Origin of the sequence: Gilliamella sp. App4-10 (assembly GCF_001690495.1) — a bacterium.
GTDB classification, from domain to species: Bacteria; Pseudomonadota; Gammaproteobacteria; order Enterobacterales; family Orbaceae; genus Gilliamella; species Gilliamella apicola_G.
In genome coordinates this window covers 113,903-132,574 of record NZ_LZGS01000002.1, presented here as the reverse complement: position 1 = coordinate 132,574, position 18,672 = coordinate 113,903, and the positions used below count along the sequence as shown (strand labels likewise).

The window sequence follows — 18,672 nt, the reverse complement described above, 5'->3', positions numbered from 1 at the left end:
TAGAATTTTGACTTTATTGTTTTTTATCCAACTTATCAAAACTCATTATAAATAAAAATATAAAAATTAATTGTGTGCTTCTAACTAATTTCGACCCCAGCAGGAATCGAACCTGCAACTAGCCCTTAGGAGGGGCTTGTTATATCCATTTAACTATAAGGTCATTGGAGTTCGTATTCTAATAAATTTGAAAAGATAATGCTATTTAAATAACGAAAAATTTTCTATTTTTAGTAATCATGATACAATCGCATCAACTTTAACCTCATTACTTTTAATCAAAGATACTATGAAAAAAAGAATAGTTGGTATGATATTTTCGGTAATGGCACTCACAGGTTGCGCCACTTATCAATCCGAAAACAATTCCTATAGCGATCCATTATCTGGCTTTAACAAAACCATGTTTGATGTTAACTACTATGCGCTTGATCCTTATATTTTGCGCCCTACGGCAGTCGCTTGGAAAGATTACGTCCCTTCCCCCGTTCGTACAGGTGTGGTTAATTTTTCATCTAACCTTTCGGAGCCTGCTTCAATGGTGAATAATTTATTACAAGGTGATGTTCATAAAGCAGGTACACATTTAGCGAGATTCTTTTTAAATACGGTTTTCGGTTTTGCGGGTTTAATAGATGTAGCTAGCATGTCTGACCCACAATTACAAAAAGGTGGGAAACGGAGCTTTGGTGATGTGTTAGGTCATTATGATGTACCTTATGGCCCTTATGTTGTGCTACCGTTTTATGGTTCAGCAACGTTAAGGCAGGAAGGTGGTGGCGTGGTTGACACCCTTTATCCACCGCTTGTTTGGTTAGATTGGCAGTGGACCTTGGTGCGTGGCGTGTTTGATGGCATTGAAGCGCGTGCTGTTGCGATCGAGTATGAAGATTTAATTAAAAATAGCGATGACCCTTATAACTTTATGCGTAACGCTTACTTCCAACGTAATGACTTTGTCGCATCGGGTGGTAAAGTGGATGAAAGCAAGCAAAAACAACGTGAAGAATCGATTAATGATGTTATTAATGATATCGATTCACAATAGCTTTAATTAAATTATGCTGCTATGTTAAATCAAGTTAATAAATAAACCGCCATTAATTGGCGGTTTATTTATGGTCTTTTATTTATGATGACGCTAATTAGTCACTTTTATTTGCCTATCTATTTTGATATTGGTTTCATTTCTGGCAGATAATGCCAAAATCGGCTTGGCATTTGTTGGCGTTGCAATTTAGGATTGATGCGTTCTTTGATGGTTAACGCATTACAATAACGTAACCACATGGTTTGAAATAGTATTTCGTCTTCGGTTAGATAATGTTGATTAACTTGGCTGTTAATAATCAGCTCCTCTTTATCAATAAGCGAAACTGGTTCAATGCTGTTCAAATTATAGATATAACCATATTCGCGCTTTTCGTCATATATTGCCCATTTTTGATCGGCAAAACGTTCTTTAAAAAATTTAAGCACCAATGGCAAAACATTATAAATAGGTGCAATAATCGAAAAATAAATTTTATCTTTCCTATCGTTACGCTCAACAACATCTTTAACCGGATTGTTAATCGCATTAAAGCGTACAAATTGCATCACACGATGCCGTTCTCTACTCACTTTTTTAGCAATATCATGCACAGTTAACACATCTTGATCGGCAAAATCAGTCTCGATTGATTTAGATGATTTAAATACCTTACAAATGTAACGAAAAACAATTAAATCACTTTCGGAAAGTTCCGATAGCCAAACATACATCAAATGACGAAGCGCAACTTTGCTAATCTTGTTAATTAATGCTACGCGTACTCGTTCATATTTTGCATCACAAAATTCAACATGATGCCTATCAGACACTAACAACGGTTCGACCTGCCCTGTGGTTAATAAGCATTCAGGCATTTTTTTGAGTTTAAAAGCATCAAACACAGCACAAAGCAAGCTTTCAAAGCTCTTATCATAATAAAACGCTAACATGATTTACCACCCCATCACTAATTGCTGTGGAATATTTGTCTGTTTATCTTCTAGCAAAGGTGGTTCTTGCAACGATAGTCGGATATATTCGGCCGATGAGTTGAGTAATTTGAATTTTTTCATTTCGTGACAAACAATAAAAAATTGTGCACGTTTTAAAACAACGCCAATGCGTTTAAGCGCGTCAAGAGTAAGCTTTCGATGACGCCTTGCCATCACAATTAACTTGGCAGACTTAACTCCAATACCTGGCACTCGTAATATTTGTTGATAACTATCACGATTAACATCAACCGGAAAAAACTGCGGATTACGGATTGCCCAAGCCAATTTAGGATCAACAGTTAAATCTAGATCGGGATATTGATCATTAACAATTTCATCGACAGTAAAATCATAAAAACGCAATAACCAATCGGCTTGATATAAACGGTTTTCGCGCACTCTGGGTACTTCTTGCACAACAGGCAGCCGTTTGTCGTAACCATTTACCGGAATAAATCCCGAATAATAAACTCGCTTCATACTTGGTCGTTTATAAAGTTTGGCGGTTAATTGCAAAATTTGCTTATCCGACTCATCTGTCGCACCAATAATAACTTGCGTACTTTGTCCCGCAGGTACAAATTTGGGGGTGGATCGAAATTTTTTGCGATCTTCAATATTTTCAAGTACATTTTGATGAATTTGGCGCATAGGTTGATAAATGCTTTGATGATCTTTATCGGGCGCAAGTAATTTAAGGTTTTCTTCGGTTGGAATTTCTAAATTGACACTCATCCTATCAACTAATAAGCCCGCTTGATTAATTAGATCGTTACTGGCGCCAGGGATCGCTTTCATATGTATATAGCCATTAAAGCCATGCTCATCACGCAGAATCTTTACCACTCTAATCATTCTTTCCATGGTATGATCAGGACTTCTAACAATGCCCGAACTGATAAATAAACCTTCGATATAATTACGGCGATAAAATTCAATGGTCAAATTGGCCAACTCGCGTGGCGTAAAGCCCGCTCTTGGAATATCATTACTTTTCCGGTTAATACAATAAGCACAATCAAACATGCAATAATTTGTCAGCATAATTTTAAGTAACGAAACACACCTTCCATCGGCAGTAAAGGTATGGCAAATACCAGATTTATGAGCATGACCAATACCTTTAGCTTTATTATTTCTTGATGCACCACTTGACGAGCAAGAAATATCATATTTTGCCGACTCAGCTAATATTTCAAGTTTGGTTATCATTTTTTCGTTCATATTAAAAACACCAACAAACACTGTTTATATGTACAGTATTATAATGATATTATTATTGTATGCAACAAAATAATGCATATCAAACAGGTCGCTCTCTTTTAATGAGAACGTTTAAGAGGTTTTAAGCTATTTTAGCTAAAGTTGAATGAGGAATATTTATATAAGCATTATATAAACAATAAAAAACTGGCTTGCTATACAAAATAAAAAAAGAGTTAAGGTATTGTTCAGCTTACAAGTGTAAGCTATAATTAACGCACTTTTGTGTATGAAGCAAGATAACTTAGGAGCTAAAGAGTAAATGAAACGTGTTGTTATTACAGGGTTAGGAATTCTTTCAAGTATTGGGAATAATACTAAAGAAGTTTTGGAATCACTCAAAATAGGTCGTAGTGGTATTACCTTTTCTCAAGAAATGAAAGATAACGGAATGCGTAGCCATGTATGCGGAAATGTTAAATTAGATACTACAGGACTCATTGATCGCAAAATTGTTCGCTTTATGAATGATGCTTCTATTTACGGTTATCTTGCTTTACAACAAGCGATCGAAGATGCAAAATTAACCCCAGAACAAGTCTCTAATCCTCGTACAGGGTTAATTGCCGGTTATGGTGGCTCAACCAAAACACAGTACAATGTCGTTGCCGGCATGAAAGAAAAGGGTTTACGTGGTGTTGGTCCGTATGCTGTAACAAAATCAATGTCATCGGCGATTTCCGCTTGTTTAGCAACTCCATTTAAAATCAAAGGTGTTAGCTACTCAATGACATCGGCTTGCGCAACATCAGTTCACTGTATTGGTCACGCCGCCGAACTTATTCAACTTGGCAAACAAGATATCGTTTTTGCTGGTGGTGGTGAAGAACTTTGCTGGGAAATGTCTTGCGAATTTGATGCCATGGGCGCTTTATCAACTAAATATAACGATAATCCAGAAAAAGCATCTCGTGCTTATGATAAAAACCGTGATGGTTTTGTTATTGCTGGTGGCGCAGGTATGGTTGTTGTTGAAGAATTAGAACATGCTCTTGCACGTGGTGCTCATATTTATGGTGAGCTGGTTGGTTATGGCGCAACATCAGATGGTCATGACATGGTTGCCCCATCGGGCGAAGGTGCTATGCGCTGTATGCAACTTGCCATTCAAGATTTAGATGTACCTGTTGATTACATCAACACGCACGGGACATCAACCCCAGTGGGTGATGTTAAAGAGTTATGGGCAATCAAACAAGTATTTGGTGATAATATTCCAGCGATTTCATCAACAAAATCAATGACTGGTCACTCATTAAGTGCAACTGGTGCACAAGAGCTTATCTATTCATTATTAATGTTGGAACATGGATTTATTACACCAAGTATTAATATTGATGAACTTGATGAAGCTGCAATTGGTATGAACATTATTACTGAACCAACCGAACGTGAACTAACAACAGTCATGTCAAATAGCTTCGGTTTTGGTGGTACTAATGCCTCAATTGTCATGAAAAAATACAAAGCTTAATAAGCAAATTTAATTGATATCAACCAATAAAAAAACCGTTCTTAATAGAACGGTTTTTTTATTATTTACACAATTGGATGTTAGATAACCAGGCAATAGCTTGCTTAGTTGTCAAATAAATATATAAGATAAAAATTAACACGTTAAAATATTTGACATTGATTCGCATCATCTGGAATACCCACATTAATGACTTTTATTTTATGTTATCGAATGTGAACAAATGAAGCTGAATATAAAAAATTAACATTTACTACACAATTTCATGTAGAGCAAGAAAGAAAGAAAATAATAAAACGAGCACACAATATCTATCAATACAAAATTAATAAAACAAAAGTATTTGGCTGTTGTGATAGATTTGTATTTTATATAAAAGTTGCTTAGCTAGAAGACCAATTTTATTGGATTTCTATTTAACAAAATGATTTATAGATGTTTTCTATTTTTTGTCCTATGTTGTTTTTTAAATCAATCTGATTTAGACCTATGTCTAGTTATGAAAAGTGCCCAAAACCTTTCCTAAAAATCCCCCTTATCTGCTTCTTGCAAAATTCAGCCATCTAGTTTACTTTACTTATTCACTGAAAAAATAAGTAGAGCGTAAACATGTCGATAACATTCAAAGAACAGCAACAGCGAATTAGTTTTGTTAAGCAATTTTTTGCTAATCAACTTGCCGATCGTTTATCACTGATCGAAGTGCAAGCCCCGTTATTAAGTCAAGTTGGCGATGGTATTCAAGATAATTTATCAGGCACTGAGCACGCAGTACAAGTTAAGATAAAAGCAATACCTCATGCACAATATGAAGTAGTGCATTCACTGGCTAAATGGAAGCGTAAGATTCTAAGTGATCACCACTTCGAAGTTGGCGAAGGAATTTACACCAATATGAAAGCACTACGCCCAGACGAGGAGCAACTTTCGCCAATTCATTCAGTTTATGTGGATCAGTGGGATTGGGAAAAAGTAATTCGACCACAAGATCGCAATTTAACTTATTTAAAAAAAACTGTCGATGATATTTACGCTGCCATTAAAGCAACTGAAAAGGCGGTGTCAGTGCAATATCATATTTCGCGCTTTTTGCCGGAATCAATTACCTTTATCGATAGTGAACAACTATTAAAGCGTTATCCAAATTTATCATCCAAAGAACGCGAAAATGCCATAACTAAAGAGCTTGGAGCTGTATTTTTAATTGGTATTGGTGGTAAATTATCAAATAATGAAAAGCACGATACACGCGCGCCCGACTATGATGATTGGAGTAGTGACAACGATTTAGGATCGAAAGGCTTAAATGGTGATATTTTAGTGTGGAATCCAGTTTTAAATAATGCGTTTGAAATTTCATCAATGGGTATTCGTGTCGATTCTGAAACTTTAAAACATCAATTAAAACTAACAAATGATGAAGATCGACTACAACTTGCTTGGCATAAAGCGTTAATTAATGGCGATTTGTTACAAACTATTGGTGGCGGCATTGGACAATCGCGTTTAACAATGTTGCTGTTGCAACAAAAACATATTGGCCAAGTGCAAGCAAGTGTATGGGGCAAAGATGTGAAAGCGAAATACCACCATTTGTTATAGCAACACCATACAAATATAGGGCATTACGCCCTATTTTTTCAACAAAATAATCCAAATTAATTTTCTACCGGTTCATCTGGTTCCTCAAATTCCTCAACTTGTAATGGCGCAGATTCAGTATTTTGTGGCACTGTGAAGTCATCTTGCTCGGTCGGCTCAGTAAGATCGGCTGGTTGATTAGATTCGGTTGGATTAATTATTGATGGTTGAGTTTTATCGTCATTGCTTTGCGTAGGTTCATCTTCTTCGACATTGGCTGGCAACTGAGTTTGAGACTGAGTTGCTAAGCCATCTAAACGGATATAAACAATTTTTTGATGACCTCGATCGCATGATCCCACAATTTTGCCTTCAATTTGTTGTTCTGGCTTGTCAGCAGATTCTAGTTTGAGCTGAAACCACGACGGATCAACACCGTTATTTTTGATTTTTTCAGCAATATTGTCTCTAATTTCGTCACAATTTGATGCCGCAGCTAACAGAGGTAAACCTAATAAAAACACACCGATTAATTTTTTCATTTTCTTTTCCTTTTATATGTAATTTGACGATTACAAGTATTATAAAATATTAATTAAACTGTTTAATTTCTTTTAATATATGATTAAAACAACCTGCCATTTTGTTAAGTAATGTTAAAACAAACTGATTAGCTTGATTTATTCACTGTACAATTTGATAACTGTTTAACAAACCTGTTAATAACTAAGTAACATCATGATTATTAGATTATTATTTAAATGATTAAAAATTAAACAGTCCAATTTTCGATTTTATTTTGATGAAAAAGCAAATCTTTTTGTAAATTTTGCTAAAATAGCCTATTACCATTGATAATAAAAATGTCAATAAAAAGTCACTGGCAAATATGATTAATTGACTACTACTCAATTGCTCTGCGCAAATTACAGTGCAGTAAAAAAGGCAATTAAACCAAAAAATACCCCTGGAGAATTAGCAATTGCAATAGGCCAATCTTTCTTTTCTCTCAATAAGCCATAGCAAACCCAAAGCGAACAGTTAATAGCAGCAGCCAAGGGTTGGGTAGGATTAGATTTAAATCCCTGTAAATTATCGATGATTTGTGGGATATAGGAAACATACATCCCTAAAGAAGCCACCGTCGCTATAATGCCTAATATACGAAAAGCCTTTGATGAAAGATGCAAAATTGCCTCCTAATATTATTTATGATTTATCATCTTATACCAGTAATTATAACGAGTTAGCGCACTGCCAGTAAACTAGCATATTTGGCTTAACAGTATAAATAGAGTTAAAAAAAGGTAAGTAATTGACTAAATTTAGCTTAAGAGCTAACGTTATTATAGGTAATTTTATATTTAATCATAATGTTAATAAAAATGCTCTGGTTATTTACAATGTGATGCAATAACAATCACAAGGTATAACTAATTTCAACAATTAGTTAAGCAGTATAATTTTGCTTTTCCAATCTTCGACTATTTTAACGAATTTGTTTTACCGATAAGGCAAAAAAGAGAAAGATATTTATTCACATTATGATTTGATAAGTGCTGAATAAACCTGTTAATAACTTCTTAACAGATTGATTATTTTTTAATTTATAAAAAAGATTAAATGTTAAACTACCACAGCAACGATTCTATTCGAATTAAAAAAGCAAGCCTTTTTTTAACTTTTTGAATTTAGTTGCCCGTGTTTTGCTAAAATTGCACACCAACATGAAGAATAAATTGAATAGCAAAATACCGATAAAAAGGCGTTAGCCATAAGCCATAACAAATAGGCTACCGCAATTAACAAAAAATTTATTTTATACAATGAATTATTGCAAGTCCAACATAACCTATTAATTAACAAAATCATCTTTATCAAGTTCAAGTTATCGAGAATTTTTGACGAAGTGACCTGGTTAGTGGCCCCCCATTTATGACAAAAATCGCAAAGTCATTGCTGCAATTAGCATCTCAGGGGTTCGATTTCAAATGCCAAACGAAGGAATAAGCGAATTTGGTCAATATTTGCTAGCAGTTACAAAAATGCTATCCGATAAAATAAGAAGTTAGTGGGTTATTTTTGTGACAACCTGTTTGTTACCTAACCAATAGCGGTTCAAAATGACCATAGCTTAATCTAATTGCTCCAAGATTATCACCAAAATCGACACCTTGTGACACAATGACACCTTTTAATAACAGTTGATTAAGTAGCGCTAATTCTTGCGCTACCGTGCTCACCGGTAAATGGGCATACAAATGAAAGCCTCCCAGTGGTGCTTGATATGTAATATCACCACAAAAATAGCTATCTAACCATTGCATTAACTGATCGGCTTTGATTTGTAGTGCTTGCCGTAACTGTTGTTGATGGACTAAATGATGATGTTGCAAATATTCTTGGGCTAATAATTGTGGCAATATACTTAGACCTGAATCAATATGTTGCCGAATTTTGGCCAGATTTTCGATGATGCTACGCGGAGCGATCATCCACCCAACACGAATATTTCGCCCAATATATTTTGATAGTGATCCTAAATAGATAACTTGATTATGCTGATCCCATTTCTTAATCGGTGATACCGCCAAATCAGGTTGAAACGCTAAACTACTGTATGCATCATCTTCAACAATGCCAATACATTGCGAACGGCAAAATGCCAATATTACTTGCTTGCGCTTATCACTCATAACAAAACCGGTCGGATTTTGGAAAATGGGATTCAAAAATAACCATTTAATTTGATGTTGCTGCACACAATTGACTAAGCTTTCAAGCGTAACCCCTTCATTATCGCACGTAATACCATACAAGCGTACACCCGCCGCTTGAAACAAAGGTAATGAGTAAAAATAAGAGGGAGACTCAATTCCAACCGCATCACCAGGTTTAAGTAATCCTTGGGTAATGAGAAATAACGATTGCTGTGTGCCCGATGTAATTAAAATCTCATTAATATCAACTTGCATGGCAAACTGCGCTTGCATATAAAGCGCAATTTGGATTTTAAGCGATGGCAAGCCCAATTGTTGTGCATCGCTATTTTTTTCGTGCATAATCAGTTCATTTAATGATGTATCTGGTAGCTGTAGTTTGGGAATTAAATTGGTTGGCAAATCACCATTAGCCAGATCGCAAATATAGGGTTGTTGCGCTCGAACTTGCGCTACTTTTTGTTGATAAAATGATTGTTTATTTTGATAAAAATGTGCCGGTAACCGCCAATTAATTGATGAATACGCTTGCACGCCCCACTTTTGATGATTGACATAAGTACCACTTCCTTGTCGCCGGATCAGCACACCGCGTTCAGTTAACAGCTCAAGCGCATGCACAACCGTTGAACGATTGATCCCCAGTTTTTTTGCCAGATCGCGTTCTGAAGGTAGTCTTTCTCCCGCGATCAATATGCCCTGCTCAATATAGTGCTCGATAAGTTGCGTGACTTTTTTAAAAAGTGATCCGGTAAATTGTACCAGTGTTTGTCTATTCCACATGGTTATTTTACTTTAACATTATTGGCAACTTGCTTTGTACGTTTCGATACGTCAAATTAGCTCCAGAAATTGGATGGCTTAATTATAGTCCAATTGGCTGTTTTTTGCTTCACTTTATTTTTGAATAATACTGCGAATTAGACAATTTTGTCATTATTGATTTAATTAGGAGCAAAAGATGAACCAAGTTATAGGTACACAAACCGTTAAGCGAGGTATGGCACAAATGCAAAAAGGCGGCGTCATTATGGACGTTGTTAATGCTGAGCAAGCAAAAATTGCCGAGCAAGCCGGTGCGGTTGCGGTAATGGCTTTAGAGCGAGTGCCTTCAGATATTCGCGCGGCTGGTGGGGTTGCCCGAATGGCTGACCCAGCGATTGTTGAACAAGTCATGAATGCTGTTACCATACCGGTGATGGCCAAAGCACGCATTGGGCACGTTGTTGAAGCCCGTATTTTAGAATCAATGGGCGTTGATTATATTGATGAAAGCGAAGTTTTAACTCCAGCCGATGAACAGTATCACTTACTTAAGGATGAATTTACCGTACCTTTTGTGTGTGGTTGTCGTGATTTGGGCGAAGCACTACGTCGAATTGGCGAAGGGGCATCAATGCTACGCACCAAAGGTGAACCCGGTACTGGCAATATTGTTGAAGCAGTGCGCCATATGCGTAAAGTAAATGAACAAATCCGCCTAGTAACGAGCAAATCAAAAGATGAATTAATGACCTTTGCCAAAGCAATCGGTGCACCTTATGAACTGATTTTACAAATCAAACAGTTAGGAAAATTACCCGTCGTTAACTTTGCTGCCGGCGGCGTAGCTACTCCTGCCGATGCGGCATTGATGATGCAACTTGGTGCCGATGGTGTGTTTGTTGGTTCGGGTATTTTTAAATCCGAAAACCCAGAAAAGTTTGCAAAAGCCATTGTACAGGCCACCACTTATTTTGATGATTATCCACGTTTAGCACAGCTTTCAAAAGGCTTAGGCGAAGCAATGAAAGGCATTGAAATGAGCACGCTAGCTCAGTCAGAAAGAATGCAAGATCGAGGCTGGTAATGACAAAATCACCCAAACAAAGTCATATTAAACATATTGGTGTACTCAACTTACAAGGTGCGGTCAGTGAACATATCACTATGCTAAATAGTCTTGACAATGTCCAAGCGACTTTAGTGCAAAAACCTGAACAATTAACCAAGCTAAACGGTTTAATCATTCCCGGAGGCGAATCTACCACTATTAGCCATTTAATCAAACAAAATGAACTTGTCGCACCCATAAAACAATTTGCCGAACAAGGCAAAGGTATTTTAGGCACCTGCGCAGGGCTTGTGCTTTGCGGACAAACCACACCCCATAGCGAAGTCGAATTATTGGATTTGATCGATATTTGCGTTGAACGTAATGGTTTTGGTCGCCAAGTTAACAGTTTTGAAACAACCTTAGATGTCCTCCCTATTGGGCAACACATTCCAGCGGTATTTATCCGTGCACCTTATATTGCAAAAGCAGGAAAAGAGGTTGAGCAACTGGCATTTGTCGATCAGCATTGTATTATGGCACAACAAAATAACATCTTAGTTTGCGCCTTTCATCCCGAACTCACAACCGATAATCGCATTATGCGTTACTTTGTCGATAGATGTTAGAATAAATAAAGGATTTTGAAACCGCCTATACGGCGGTAAACTAAAAGCCGAAATACTATCAACATTGTTTCATAAAAGGAAAATAGGATTATTTTCAACCCTCCCTTTTGGAATGTATTTATCATTTATTGTTTTTATTAGATTTTGTTTTTAGGTAAATAAGGTTGGTAGGATTTTGGTTATGTCGATAGTACATAAATTTACCAAGCAAAAAACCGTCAGGTATGCAATTGATTTTATTGTTTTTTATATATTTTTAGAATTACCCCCTCAAAAAAACTAATGATAAAACCAACTAAAAAAGCGTTTATCGAATAGATTCCTCCGATTTGCTGCCGTATGCCGATAACTGTTATAATCTCCTTTTATTTATTAGACTTGGATCACTGATTATGTACATAATCTATGGTATTAAAAACTGCAATACGATGAAAAAGGCCTTTACTTGGCTTGATGATCATCATATAGCTTATCAATTTCATAATTATAAAACCGATGGCTTGTCGGCAGATCTTTTAGATGCTTTTTTGCAATTGGTAGATTGGCAAAGTTTGCTTAATATGCGTGGTACCACTTGGCGTAAATTAGATGAGTCTGTCCGTGTACAGGTTGATAATGAACAAGCAGCAAAACAGGTCATGTTAGCCAATCCATCCATTTTAAAACGTCCTTTGCTTATTGATGGTAAACGTGCCTTGTTAGGGTTTTCAGACGAGCTTTACTCCCAATTTATTTCACAACCTAAATGAAATCGAGATCATTATGACTGAACCTGTTATTGCATTAACCAAAACGCTCATTGCCGAGAAATCGATAAGCCCTGACGATAAAAACTGCCAAAAAATAATTATTGAACGATTAAAATCTCTCGGTTTTATTATTGAAGAAGTCAATATTGGGCAAACCAAGAACTTATGGGCCTATCATGGCGATGCTAACAGCAAAACCTTGATGTTTGCCGGACATACCGATGTCGTGCCGGCCGGTGATGAAAACAAATGGCTTTATCCGCCTTTTTCGCCAACGATTGATGAACATGGTGTGCTTTATGGTCGTGGCGCATCGGATATGAAAAGTGGCGTTGCTGCCATGGTTTGTGCAGCAGAAGATTTTGTTAAACAACATCCTAATCACGCTGGGCGCGTCGCCTTTTTAATCACATCAGACGAAGAAGCCGATGCCGTCGATGGCACAGTTAAAGTGGTTGATTTGCTCATCAAACGTCAAGAGCGTGTTGATTATTGCATTGTGGGCGAACCATCAAGCGATGCGGTACTTGGCGATCAGATTAAAAACGGACGCCGCGGTTCACTAACTGCCAATTTAGTTGTGCATGGCATTCAAGGTCATGTGGCTTATCCGCATCTTGCTGATAACCCTGTGCATCGTTTTGCTCCTGCATTAAATGAACTAGTTAGCACTGTTTGGGATGAAGGGAATCAATACTTTCCTCAAACAACAATGCAAGTTGCCAATATTAATGGTGGTACTGGTGCTGAAAACGTTGTGCCAGGTGAGCTAAAAGTACAATTTAACTTTCGCTATAGTAGTGAATTGACTGACACCGTAATTAAAGCGCGCGTAGAACAAGTTTTACAAAAACATCATTTAAACTATACGTTAACTTGGCGATTATCAGGACATCCTTTTTTAACTCCTCAAGGCGAACTAACTAACGCAGCTGCGAGTGCCATTAGGGAGTTGACTAATATTGAGACTAAACTATCGACCAGTGGTGGCACATCGGACGGGCGTTTTATAGCTAAGATGGGATGCCAAGTGATCGAACTTGGGGTACTGAATAAGACCATTCACAAAGTTAACGAAAATGCGAATTGCCAAGATATAATCACCTTAACTGCAATTTATAACCGCATTTTAGAAAAATTATTGCTGGCGTAATAGTTGTTGGCATAACGGTTATAACTTGGTAGTTTCAGTTTTAACTTAAAAGGAAAGACTATGACATGGCTTAAAGATTATTGGTGGATAATTGTAGTTATTTTAATTGGGATTTTTATTAATACCATTAAAGCACTGAACCGACTGAGTTATAAAACGTATCTTGAAAAAAAGAAAGGGATAAAACCTATCCCTTATCAAGATGATGACGACGATGATTGGCCGTCAACAAAATCAACGAAAAAAAAGTAACAACCACCTTAACGAAAATCTTGGCTACTGCTGTCAAATAGTGCTTGATGACGGTAGCGATCAACCCACATTGCCGTTGCGCCACACACCGCAACAGGCATAACAATTAAATTAAGCAGCGGCACCATGGTGAAAAAGCTGACTATGATACCAAAGATTATATTGTCGCCCCGATCTTGTTTAAGTAATTCACGCATGCGGTGAAAGGTAATTTTGTGGTTATCAAAGGCATAATCGGCATATTGAATATTAATTTGCCAAGCGGTAAATAAAAACCAGACTACTGGTGTAACCGATTGCCCAATAACAGGAATAAAATAAGTTAGCAGTATGGGAATTGCCCATATTAAATAGTTGAACAGTTTTTGTAGTTCACGTCCAAAAATACGAGGGAGATCTTTAATAATGCTCATCCATGACATATCTGCCGCGGGAATGCCCGTTAACTTCGCTTCGACTTGTTCAGCCAATAAGCCATTAAAAGGTGCGGCAATGATATTGGTTACCGTACTAAAGAAATAACAAAACAAGATAACTAGTGTTAAAATCAAGATAAAAACGATGATATATCCCAACCAATGCAACCAGTTTGGCACATACGATAATCCCCAATCGACCATCCCCGAGATAGCCGTGAAAAACCAATAAAATAATGCCGACATTATCACAATATTGGCAATTAATGGTAAAAAAACAAAACGCTTAATACCTGGACTAAACGCCAATGACCATCCTTTAAAAAAATACTCAATGCCTGTTGTTGGTTGATTTTTAGGGTTGTGGGTGTGGTTCTGGTTTTGTGAATGGCGATGTTGCGTTTGATTTTCTAATTTATTTTGCGTCACATTCGGTTCCTCTTAAATTAAAACGAATTAAGTTAAAACGGGCTGAACTTAAACAGGATAACTATTGTAAACAACCCCCTTGATAACCTGCAATGGCAATCAGCTATCATTATGGGTGCTTTTATCAAATATCACATTATTGCTGTGCTTTATTAGCCATGTTTTGACTTCGAGCTTAATGGTTTGCATTAACGCGCCTTTACCTGCAAGTTGATATGCATTAATGATCAAAGATTGATTGTTTTTGCTTTTTAACAGTGCTGATAACACAGGCAAAGATAACGGCTGTGGTTGTTGCAATTGCGAGTGTTGATGCAATTGATTGTCGTGAACTAATCGACACAGTGCGGAATAAGTGGCTTCAAACGGCCGATGAAAGTGAGCAAATCCGGCTAGTTCATCCAAATCGTGCGCGTCTAAATTTTGTGTTAATAGTGGATTATCGTTATTCGCAAGCATCTGGTTAAAGGGTAAATCGATAATATCTTTAAGCCAATAGGCATTACGCTGTAGTTTTTGTTTTAAGTTAAGGGTTAAATGGCATCCAGACTCGGTTAGTGGTTTGAGTGCCATAACTGAATAACCACCACTACTTGCCTGTTTATGACTACTGACATGAACCAAAACAAAACCACAAGCAGTCCAAAATTGATAATTAGATAGACTATAAGCAAAACTGACCGACACAAAATCGTTATTTTGCATTTTGGCATGATCACAAATCGTCTGTACAAGTTGTTTTGCGATATGTTGCCGTCGGTAGGCACTCATAACCGCAATGCGGTTAATGCGAACTGAGCGCAATTTAGCCGCCAATCGCTCGCCGGCATGAGCTACGAGCGACTGCGCCACTAAATTACCTTTAGGACGGCGTGTTCCTTGCCATACTTGGGTTATTAGACTATCAGGCAAATTTCCCTCGGTAATTGTAAGTGCCGCAGCAATTTGTTTATTGTCTATTGTTGCCTGCCAAACCGACAAGTTTTGCGCATCAAATAGACGCCTCAAATCGATTAATGTGGTTTGATAGTGAGCAATTTTTAATAGATAAAAGATCGACTTTAATGTGTCAACATCCTTGCGTTCAACCTTTGAATATTGAGTTGATGATGGGCCCGTAACAGGGCTATTGTCCTGCGTTAATAAACCATTAAGTAATAGCCGATCACTAAATTGCTCTAGCATATCATCGGCCTGCCAACGAATGGGCGTGTGTAGATGAAAATATTGACATGTTTTACCTGATAGTAATTTCAATAAAAAGCCCTGCCCAGTACCTTCATATCCGTCAACGGTGGTGGTTAACAATACCCGACAGTTATTGGCAATGGCCAGTTGTAGCAGTTTTCCGAGCATGGGCAACGGAATCATGGCAGCTTCGTCGATAATTAGATAATCGGCAGAATCAATCTTTGACTGCGCAATTAATTCATCAGGCGCAAAAAATGGCGTAGTAGGCTTAGCAAAAGCAAAAAAAGAGGTCAGTGCTGATTTATTGGGTGCGGTCACAATGCAACGTTGATAATGGCTAAACCGCCCTGCTAGCGCCGATTTACCTCGTCCTCGTTTAGCAACTAAGACGTTGATAGACTTATTGCTGTTTAATAACTGTTTTAATGTGGCTTGCTGTTCGGCTAAGTCCCAAGTGTCATCGGTTTTCACTAGCAAAGAAGGAGTGACGGATATAGCGGTTTTTGGTAACGATGTTGAATTGATTGATACACCGAATTCGGCCAAAGTTTGCGTTAAATGTGCAACAAAATTAGGTACACTAATCGGATTTTGACTTTCGTTCCATCGCAGGCTGTCTTGATCAAACCAAGAGGTCAGATCCTTAGGTAATAGCAAAATCAACACACTACCTTTAACTAGTGTACCAACCAGCATGGCAAAGGCATCAAGATTAAATCCTACCGTTGCATCAAAGATAGCATGCTGATACTGCCTCCCCAATAATTGTTTGGTTTGATTGGGCGGTAGTACATTAGCAATTAACTTATTTGGCAAATAATCGGACAGTTCAGACCAATACGTCACCGTTAACCAATCACCGGGATAATGATAAACGGCGTGTCTAAGTTGTTCGAATAATTGTGCGGCTTCACCCTGTAACACCCATAGCGTTCTTGTGCTGTTGGGATTTTGCATAAGCTAACTTTTTCCAATTAATAACGATAATAGACCTGCGGCAATCAGGGGACCAACTGGAATGCCTTTGAAAAATGCAACACCAATGAGCGTGCCAATAATTAAGCCATTAATAATAGTAGGATGTGCGCCAATGAGCGATATACCACGCGTGCCAAGCCACGAGACTAAAATGCCAACCAAAATAGCCAATATAGATTGCCAAGTGGTAAACGATTTGACAATATCACCAATTTTTAACGATCCATCTGCCAATGGCACCATCATCGCGGCAGTTAAAATAACAATACCGATAGTTAGGCCATATTTATTTAAAAACGGAAAATAAGCGGCAAGCGGCGTTAATTTAAATAGTAACAATAACAGTACGGCAAATGTCACGGTGTTATTGTGCGTTAAATAACACAGCGCAGCTAAACCTAAAAGAAGAAAAAAAGAGATATCAAACTGCGCAAACATTACAAAGAAACACCAATGCGTTTTGCCACTTCTTCATAGGCTTCAATCACGCCACCTAAACCTTGACGAAAGCGATCTTTGTCCATTTTTTTCAGTGTCTGTTTTTCCCATAGGCGGCAACCATCGGGCGAAAACTCGTCGCCTAAAGTGACTTCACCTTTAAATAAGCCAAATTCGAGTTTATAATCAACCAATATTAACCCTGCTTTATCAAATAGATCACTCAAAATAGTGTTAATTTTAAAGCTAAGTTCTTTCATTTTGGCTAGTTGATTATCGCTAGCCCAACCGAAGGCTTTGCAGTGTGATTCATTGACCATTGGATCGTGCAATGTATCGTTTTTTAGGAACAATTCAAACGTAGGAGGATTTAAAACTTGACCTTCTTCAACCCCTAAACGTTTAACTAAAGATCCCGCAGCACGATTACGCACCACACATTCAACAGGTATCATTTGCAGTTTTTTAACAAGCACTTCATTGTCTGATAATAAGGCCTCAACCTGAGTTGGAATGCCAGCTTCACGCAAGGTGGTCATAATAAAATAGTTAAATTTATTATTCACCATACCTTTCCGATCTAACTGCTCAATACGCAACCCATCAAATGCCGATGTATCATTACGAAACTCAAGAATTAATAAATCGGGGTTTTTGGTGGTATATACCGTCTTAGCTTTACCACGATAAAGCTCAGCCAACTTTTTCATGTTTATAACCTTATATCAATTGCCAATAAATGATTAAGGAGCTCTGCGCTCCTTAAATTCCAAACTTATTCTTGACTGGTACCGTTCACGGCTGTTGCGGGTTTCTTGCTTTCGGCATTGTCTTTTTCAGTATCGTTATCTTGTGCTTTGGGTGGCACAACTCGCACTGAATCAGGTGCAACATCATCCATTATGTCATTAAACAAACCAACCACATAACGCTGCACTTCGATCGGTTGCGACATCAAATCGTCCATACCTCGAGCTAACGAAGTGATTGAAATAGTGATAGTTTCAGTATTGTCTAATAATTGTCGTTTAATTGAATAAGTGGCTTGAACAGCTTGTTCTTCGTCTGCACGAACCATAAAGGTTTTATCCGTTTTAATGGTGTTATTGTCGCGACTAACAATGGGGATATTTTTTTTACTTAAGCTGTTAGGAATACGACCCCATACATTGTTGCTTAATGGTACATTAAAAGTAACTGAACCGCTATTATAAAATGCAAACGCATCTTGGATTGTTGGAATTGGTAAACTTGGCGGCCTAATATCCAGCTTTTTACCTAAATCGCCTTGAAACTCGGTTGTAATAACATAAAAGTCACCACTTTCAGCCGGTACCTTAACCCCTTTAGGAATAATTAATGGTTTTAAGGTCGGTGATTTAAGGTAATCTTCATTACCTTCGACTTCGCGCTTAAAATGTTGATCGCTACCACAACCGGCAAGAAATAACGACGTCACAACGGTTAAAACAGCTGCTTTTTTAATGACGTTGCTTTGCCATAAGGTTCTGTTCAATGTGTTATTTAACATAGATATCTGCTTTTTTAAATTAAAGGT

General features: G+C 37.5%; 18 protein-coding genes and 1 tRNA gene. 8 read left to right on the top strand and 11 right to left on the bottom strand.

What is annotated here, in order from left to right:
- Positions 1 to 91 precede the first annotated feature (91 nt).
- Positions 92 to 163, bottom strand: a tRNA-Arg gene (locus tag A9G23_RS01155).
- 126 nt (positions 164 to 289) lie between these two features.
- Between A9G23_RS01155 and A9G23_RS01150 the strand changes: the two genes are divergently transcribed.
- Positions 290 to 1,048, top strand: a complete 759-nt coding sequence (locus A9G23_RS01150) for an MlaA family lipoprotein (RefSeq protein ID WP_065585874.1) — start codon at positions 290 to 292, stop codon at positions 1,046 to 1,048.
- 119 nt (positions 1,049 to 1,167) lie between these two features.
- On the opposite strand, the gene A9G23_RS01145 is transcribed toward A9G23_RS01150, so the two are convergent.
- Positions 1,168 to 1,983 (bottom strand): TIGR03915 family putative DNA repair protein, encoded by an 816-nt coding sequence (locus A9G23_RS01145; protein WP_065585873.1) that lies wholly within the window; start codon positions 1,981 to 1,983, stop codon positions 1,168 to 1,170.
- A 3-nt stretch (positions 1,984 to 1,986) separates the two neighbouring features.
- Positions 1,987 to 3,252 (bottom strand): putative DNA modification/repair radical SAM protein, encoded by a 1,266-nt coding sequence (locus A9G23_RS01140; RefSeq protein WP_065585872.1) that lies wholly within the window; start codon positions 3,250 to 3,252, stop codon positions 1,987 to 1,989.
- Between the two features lie 301 nt (positions 3,253 to 3,553).
- Here A9G23_RS01140 and fabB point away from each other — a divergent pair, with 301 nt between their 5' ends.
- The gene (gene fabB / locus A9G23_RS01135) at positions 3,554 to 4,765 is read left to right on the top strand and encodes a beta-ketoacyl-ACP synthase I (RefSeq protein ID WP_065585871.1); all 1,212 of its coding nucleotides are present in this window, start codon (positions 3,554 to 3,556) and stop codon (positions 4,763 to 4,765) included.
- Positions 4,766 to 5,374: 609 nt separating this feature from the next.
- Positions 5,375 to 6,367, top strand: a complete 993-nt coding sequence (gene asnA, locus A9G23_RS01130; RefSeq protein WP_065585870.1) for an aspartate--ammonia ligase — start codon at positions 5,375 to 5,377, stop codon at positions 6,365 to 6,367.
- Between the two features lie 56 nt (positions 6,368 to 6,423).
- Here the strand turns inward: asnA and A9G23_RS01125 are convergent, their stop codons facing one another.
- From A9G23_RS01125 to A9G23_RS01115, 3 genes are all read right to left on the bottom strand, one after another.
- Positions 6,424 to 6,888, bottom strand: coding sequence for a DUF1161 domain-containing protein (locus A9G23_RS01125; protein ID WP_065585869.1), 465 nt, complete (start codon positions 6,886 to 6,888; stop codon positions 6,424 to 6,426).
- A 384-nt stretch (positions 6,889 to 7,272) separates the two neighbouring features.
- Positions 7,273 to 7,536, bottom strand: coding sequence for a SemiSWEET family transporter (locus tag A9G23_RS01120; protein WP_081296887.1), 264 nt, complete (start codon positions 7,534 to 7,536; stop codon positions 7,273 to 7,275).
- Between the two features lie 909 nt (positions 7,537 to 8,445).
- Positions 8,446 to 9,849 carry an aminotransferase-like domain-containing protein gene (locus A9G23_RS01115; RefSeq protein WP_065585868.1) on the bottom strand — a complete coding sequence of 468 codons (1,404 nt, stop codon included), beginning with the start codon at positions 9,847 to 9,849 and terminating at the stop codon, positions 8,446 to 8,448.
- Between the two features lie 178 nt (positions 9,850 to 10,027).
- On the opposite strand from A9G23_RS01115, the gene pdxS reads away from it, so the two are divergent.
- The 5 genes from pdxS (at position 10,028) to A9G23_RS01090 (ending at position 13,662) form a co-directional block, all read left to right on the top strand.
- Positions 10,028 to 10,915 (top strand): pyridoxal 5'-phosphate synthase lyase subunit PdxS, encoded by an 888-nt coding sequence (gene pdxS, locus A9G23_RS01110; RefSeq protein WP_065585867.1) that lies wholly within the window; start codon positions 10,028 to 10,030, stop codon positions 10,913 to 10,915.
- Positions 10,915 to 11,508, top strand: coding sequence for a pyridoxal 5'-phosphate synthase glutaminase subunit PdxT (gene pdxT, locus A9G23_RS01105; RefSeq protein WP_065585866.1), 594 nt, complete (start codon positions 10,915 to 10,917; stop codon positions 11,506 to 11,508). Before pdxS ends, pdxT begins: the two co-directional genes overlap by 1 nt.
- Positions 11,509 to 11,900: 392 nt before the next feature.
- A complete protein-coding gene (locus tag A9G23_RS01100; RefSeq protein WP_065585865.1) occupies positions 11,901 to 12,257 on the top strand; it encodes an ArsC family reductase in 357 nt (118 codons plus the stop codon).
- Positions 12,258 to 12,270: 13 nt separating this feature from the next.
- Positions 12,271 to 13,410: a succinyl-diaminopimelate desuccinylase gene (gene dapE / locus A9G23_RS01095; protein ID WP_065585864.1), complete on the top strand. Its 1,140-nt coding sequence runs from the start codon at positions 12,271 to 12,273 to the stop codon at positions 13,408 to 13,410.
- Positions 13,411 to 13,470: 60 nt separating this feature from the next.
- The gene (locus A9G23_RS01090) at positions 13,471 to 13,662 is read left to right on the top strand and encodes a YpfN family protein (RefSeq protein WP_065585863.1); all 192 of its coding nucleotides are present in this window, start codon (positions 13,471 to 13,473) and stop codon (positions 13,660 to 13,662) included.
- 8 nt (positions 13,663 to 13,670) lie between these two features.
- Here the strand turns inward: A9G23_RS01090 and cysZ are convergent, their stop codons facing one another.
- The 5 genes from cysZ to bamC form a co-directional block, all read right to left on the bottom strand.
- Positions 13,671 to 14,507, bottom strand: coding sequence for a sulfate transporter CysZ (cysZ, locus tag A9G23_RS01085; protein ID WP_081296886.1), 837 nt, complete (start codon positions 14,505 to 14,507; stop codon positions 13,671 to 13,673).
- A 99-nt stretch (positions 14,508 to 14,606) separates the two neighbouring features.
- On the bottom strand, positions 14,607 to 16,655 hold the full coding sequence (locus A9G23_RS01080; protein ID WP_065585862.1) for a tRNA(Met) cytidine acetyltransferase TmcA: 2,049 nt from the start codon (positions 16,653 to 16,655) through the stop codon (positions 14,607 to 14,609).
- A 3-nt stretch (positions 16,656 to 16,658) separates the two neighbouring features.
- The gene (locus A9G23_RS01075) at positions 16,659 to 17,114 is read right to left on the bottom strand and encodes a DUF441 domain-containing protein (protein WP_065585861.1); all 456 of its coding nucleotides are present in this window, start codon (positions 17,112 to 17,114) and stop codon (positions 16,659 to 16,661) included.
- Positions 17,114 to 17,824: a phosphoribosylaminoimidazolesuccinocarboxamide synthase gene (gene purC, locus A9G23_RS01070; protein ID WP_065585860.1), complete on the bottom strand. Its 711-nt coding sequence runs from the start codon at positions 17,822 to 17,824 to the stop codon at positions 17,114 to 17,116. Before purC ends, A9G23_RS01075 begins: the two co-directional genes overlap by 1 nt.
- 65 nt (positions 17,825 to 17,889) lie before the next feature.
- A complete protein-coding gene (gene bamC, locus A9G23_RS01065; RefSeq protein WP_065585859.1) occupies positions 17,890 to 18,645 on the bottom strand; it encodes an outer membrane protein assembly factor BamC in 756 nt (251 codons plus the stop codon).
- Positions 18,646 to 18,672 lie beyond the last annotated feature (27 nt).

Excerpts from the sequence above, each read along its gene's own strand:
- A9G23_RS01150 (WP_065585874.1), top strand. The coding sequence starts at position 290 with ATGAAAAAAAGAATAGTTGGTATGATATTTTCGGTAATGGCACTCACA.
- A9G23_RS01145 (WP_065585873.1), bottom strand. The coding sequence starts at position 1,983 with ATGTTAGCGTTTTATTATGATAAGAGCTTTGAAAGCTTGCTTTGTGCT.
- A9G23_RS01140 (WP_065585872.1), bottom strand. The coding sequence starts at position 3,252 with ATGAACGAAAAAATGATAACCAAACTTGAAATATTAGCTGAGTCGGCA.
- fabB (WP_065585871.1), top strand. The coding sequence starts at position 3,554 with ATGAAACGTGTTGTTATTACAGGGTTAGGAATTCTTTCAAGTATTGGG.
- asnA (WP_065585870.1), top strand. The coding sequence starts at position 5,375 with ATGTCGATAACATTCAAAGAACAGCAACAGCGAATTAGTTTTGTTAAG.
- A9G23_RS01125 (WP_065585869.1), bottom strand. The coding sequence starts at position 6,888 with ATGAAAAAATTAATCGGTGTGTTTTTATTAGGTTTACCTCTGTTAGCT.
- A9G23_RS01115 (WP_065585868.1), bottom strand. The coding sequence starts at position 9,849 with ATGTGGAATAGACAAACACTGGTACAATTTACCGGATCACTTTTTAAA.
- pdxS (WP_065585867.1), top strand. The coding sequence starts at position 10,028 with ATGAACCAAGTTATAGGTACACAAACCGTTAAGCGAGGTATGGCACAA.
- pdxT (WP_065585866.1), top strand. The coding sequence starts at position 10,915 with ATGACAAAATCACCCAAACAAAGTCATATTAAACATATTGGTGTACTC.
- A9G23_RS01100 (WP_065585865.1), top strand. The coding sequence starts at position 11,901 with ATGTACATAATCTATGGTATTAAAAACTGCAATACGATGAAAAAGGCC.
- dapE (WP_065585864.1), top strand. The coding sequence starts at position 12,271 with ATGACTGAACCTGTTATTGCATTAACCAAAACGCTCATTGCCGAGAAA.
- A9G23_RS01090 (WP_065585863.1), top strand. The coding sequence starts at position 13,471 with ATGACATGGCTTAAAGATTATTGGTGGATAATTGTAGTTATTTTAATT.
- A9G23_RS01080 (WP_065585862.1), bottom strand. The coding sequence starts at position 16,655 with ATGCAAAATCCCAACAGCACAAGAACGCTATGGGTGTTACAGGGTGAA.
- A9G23_RS01075 (WP_065585861.1), bottom strand. The coding sequence starts at position 17,114 with ATGTTTGCGCAGTTTGATATCTCTTTTTTTCTTCTTTTAGGTTTAGCT.
- purC (WP_065585860.1), bottom strand. The coding sequence starts at position 17,824 with ATGAAAAAGTTGGCTGAGCTTTATCGTGGTAAAGCTAAGACGGTATAT.
- bamC (WP_065585859.1), bottom strand. The coding sequence starts at position 18,645 with ATGTTAAATAACACATTGAACAGAACCTTATGGCAAAGCAACGTCATT.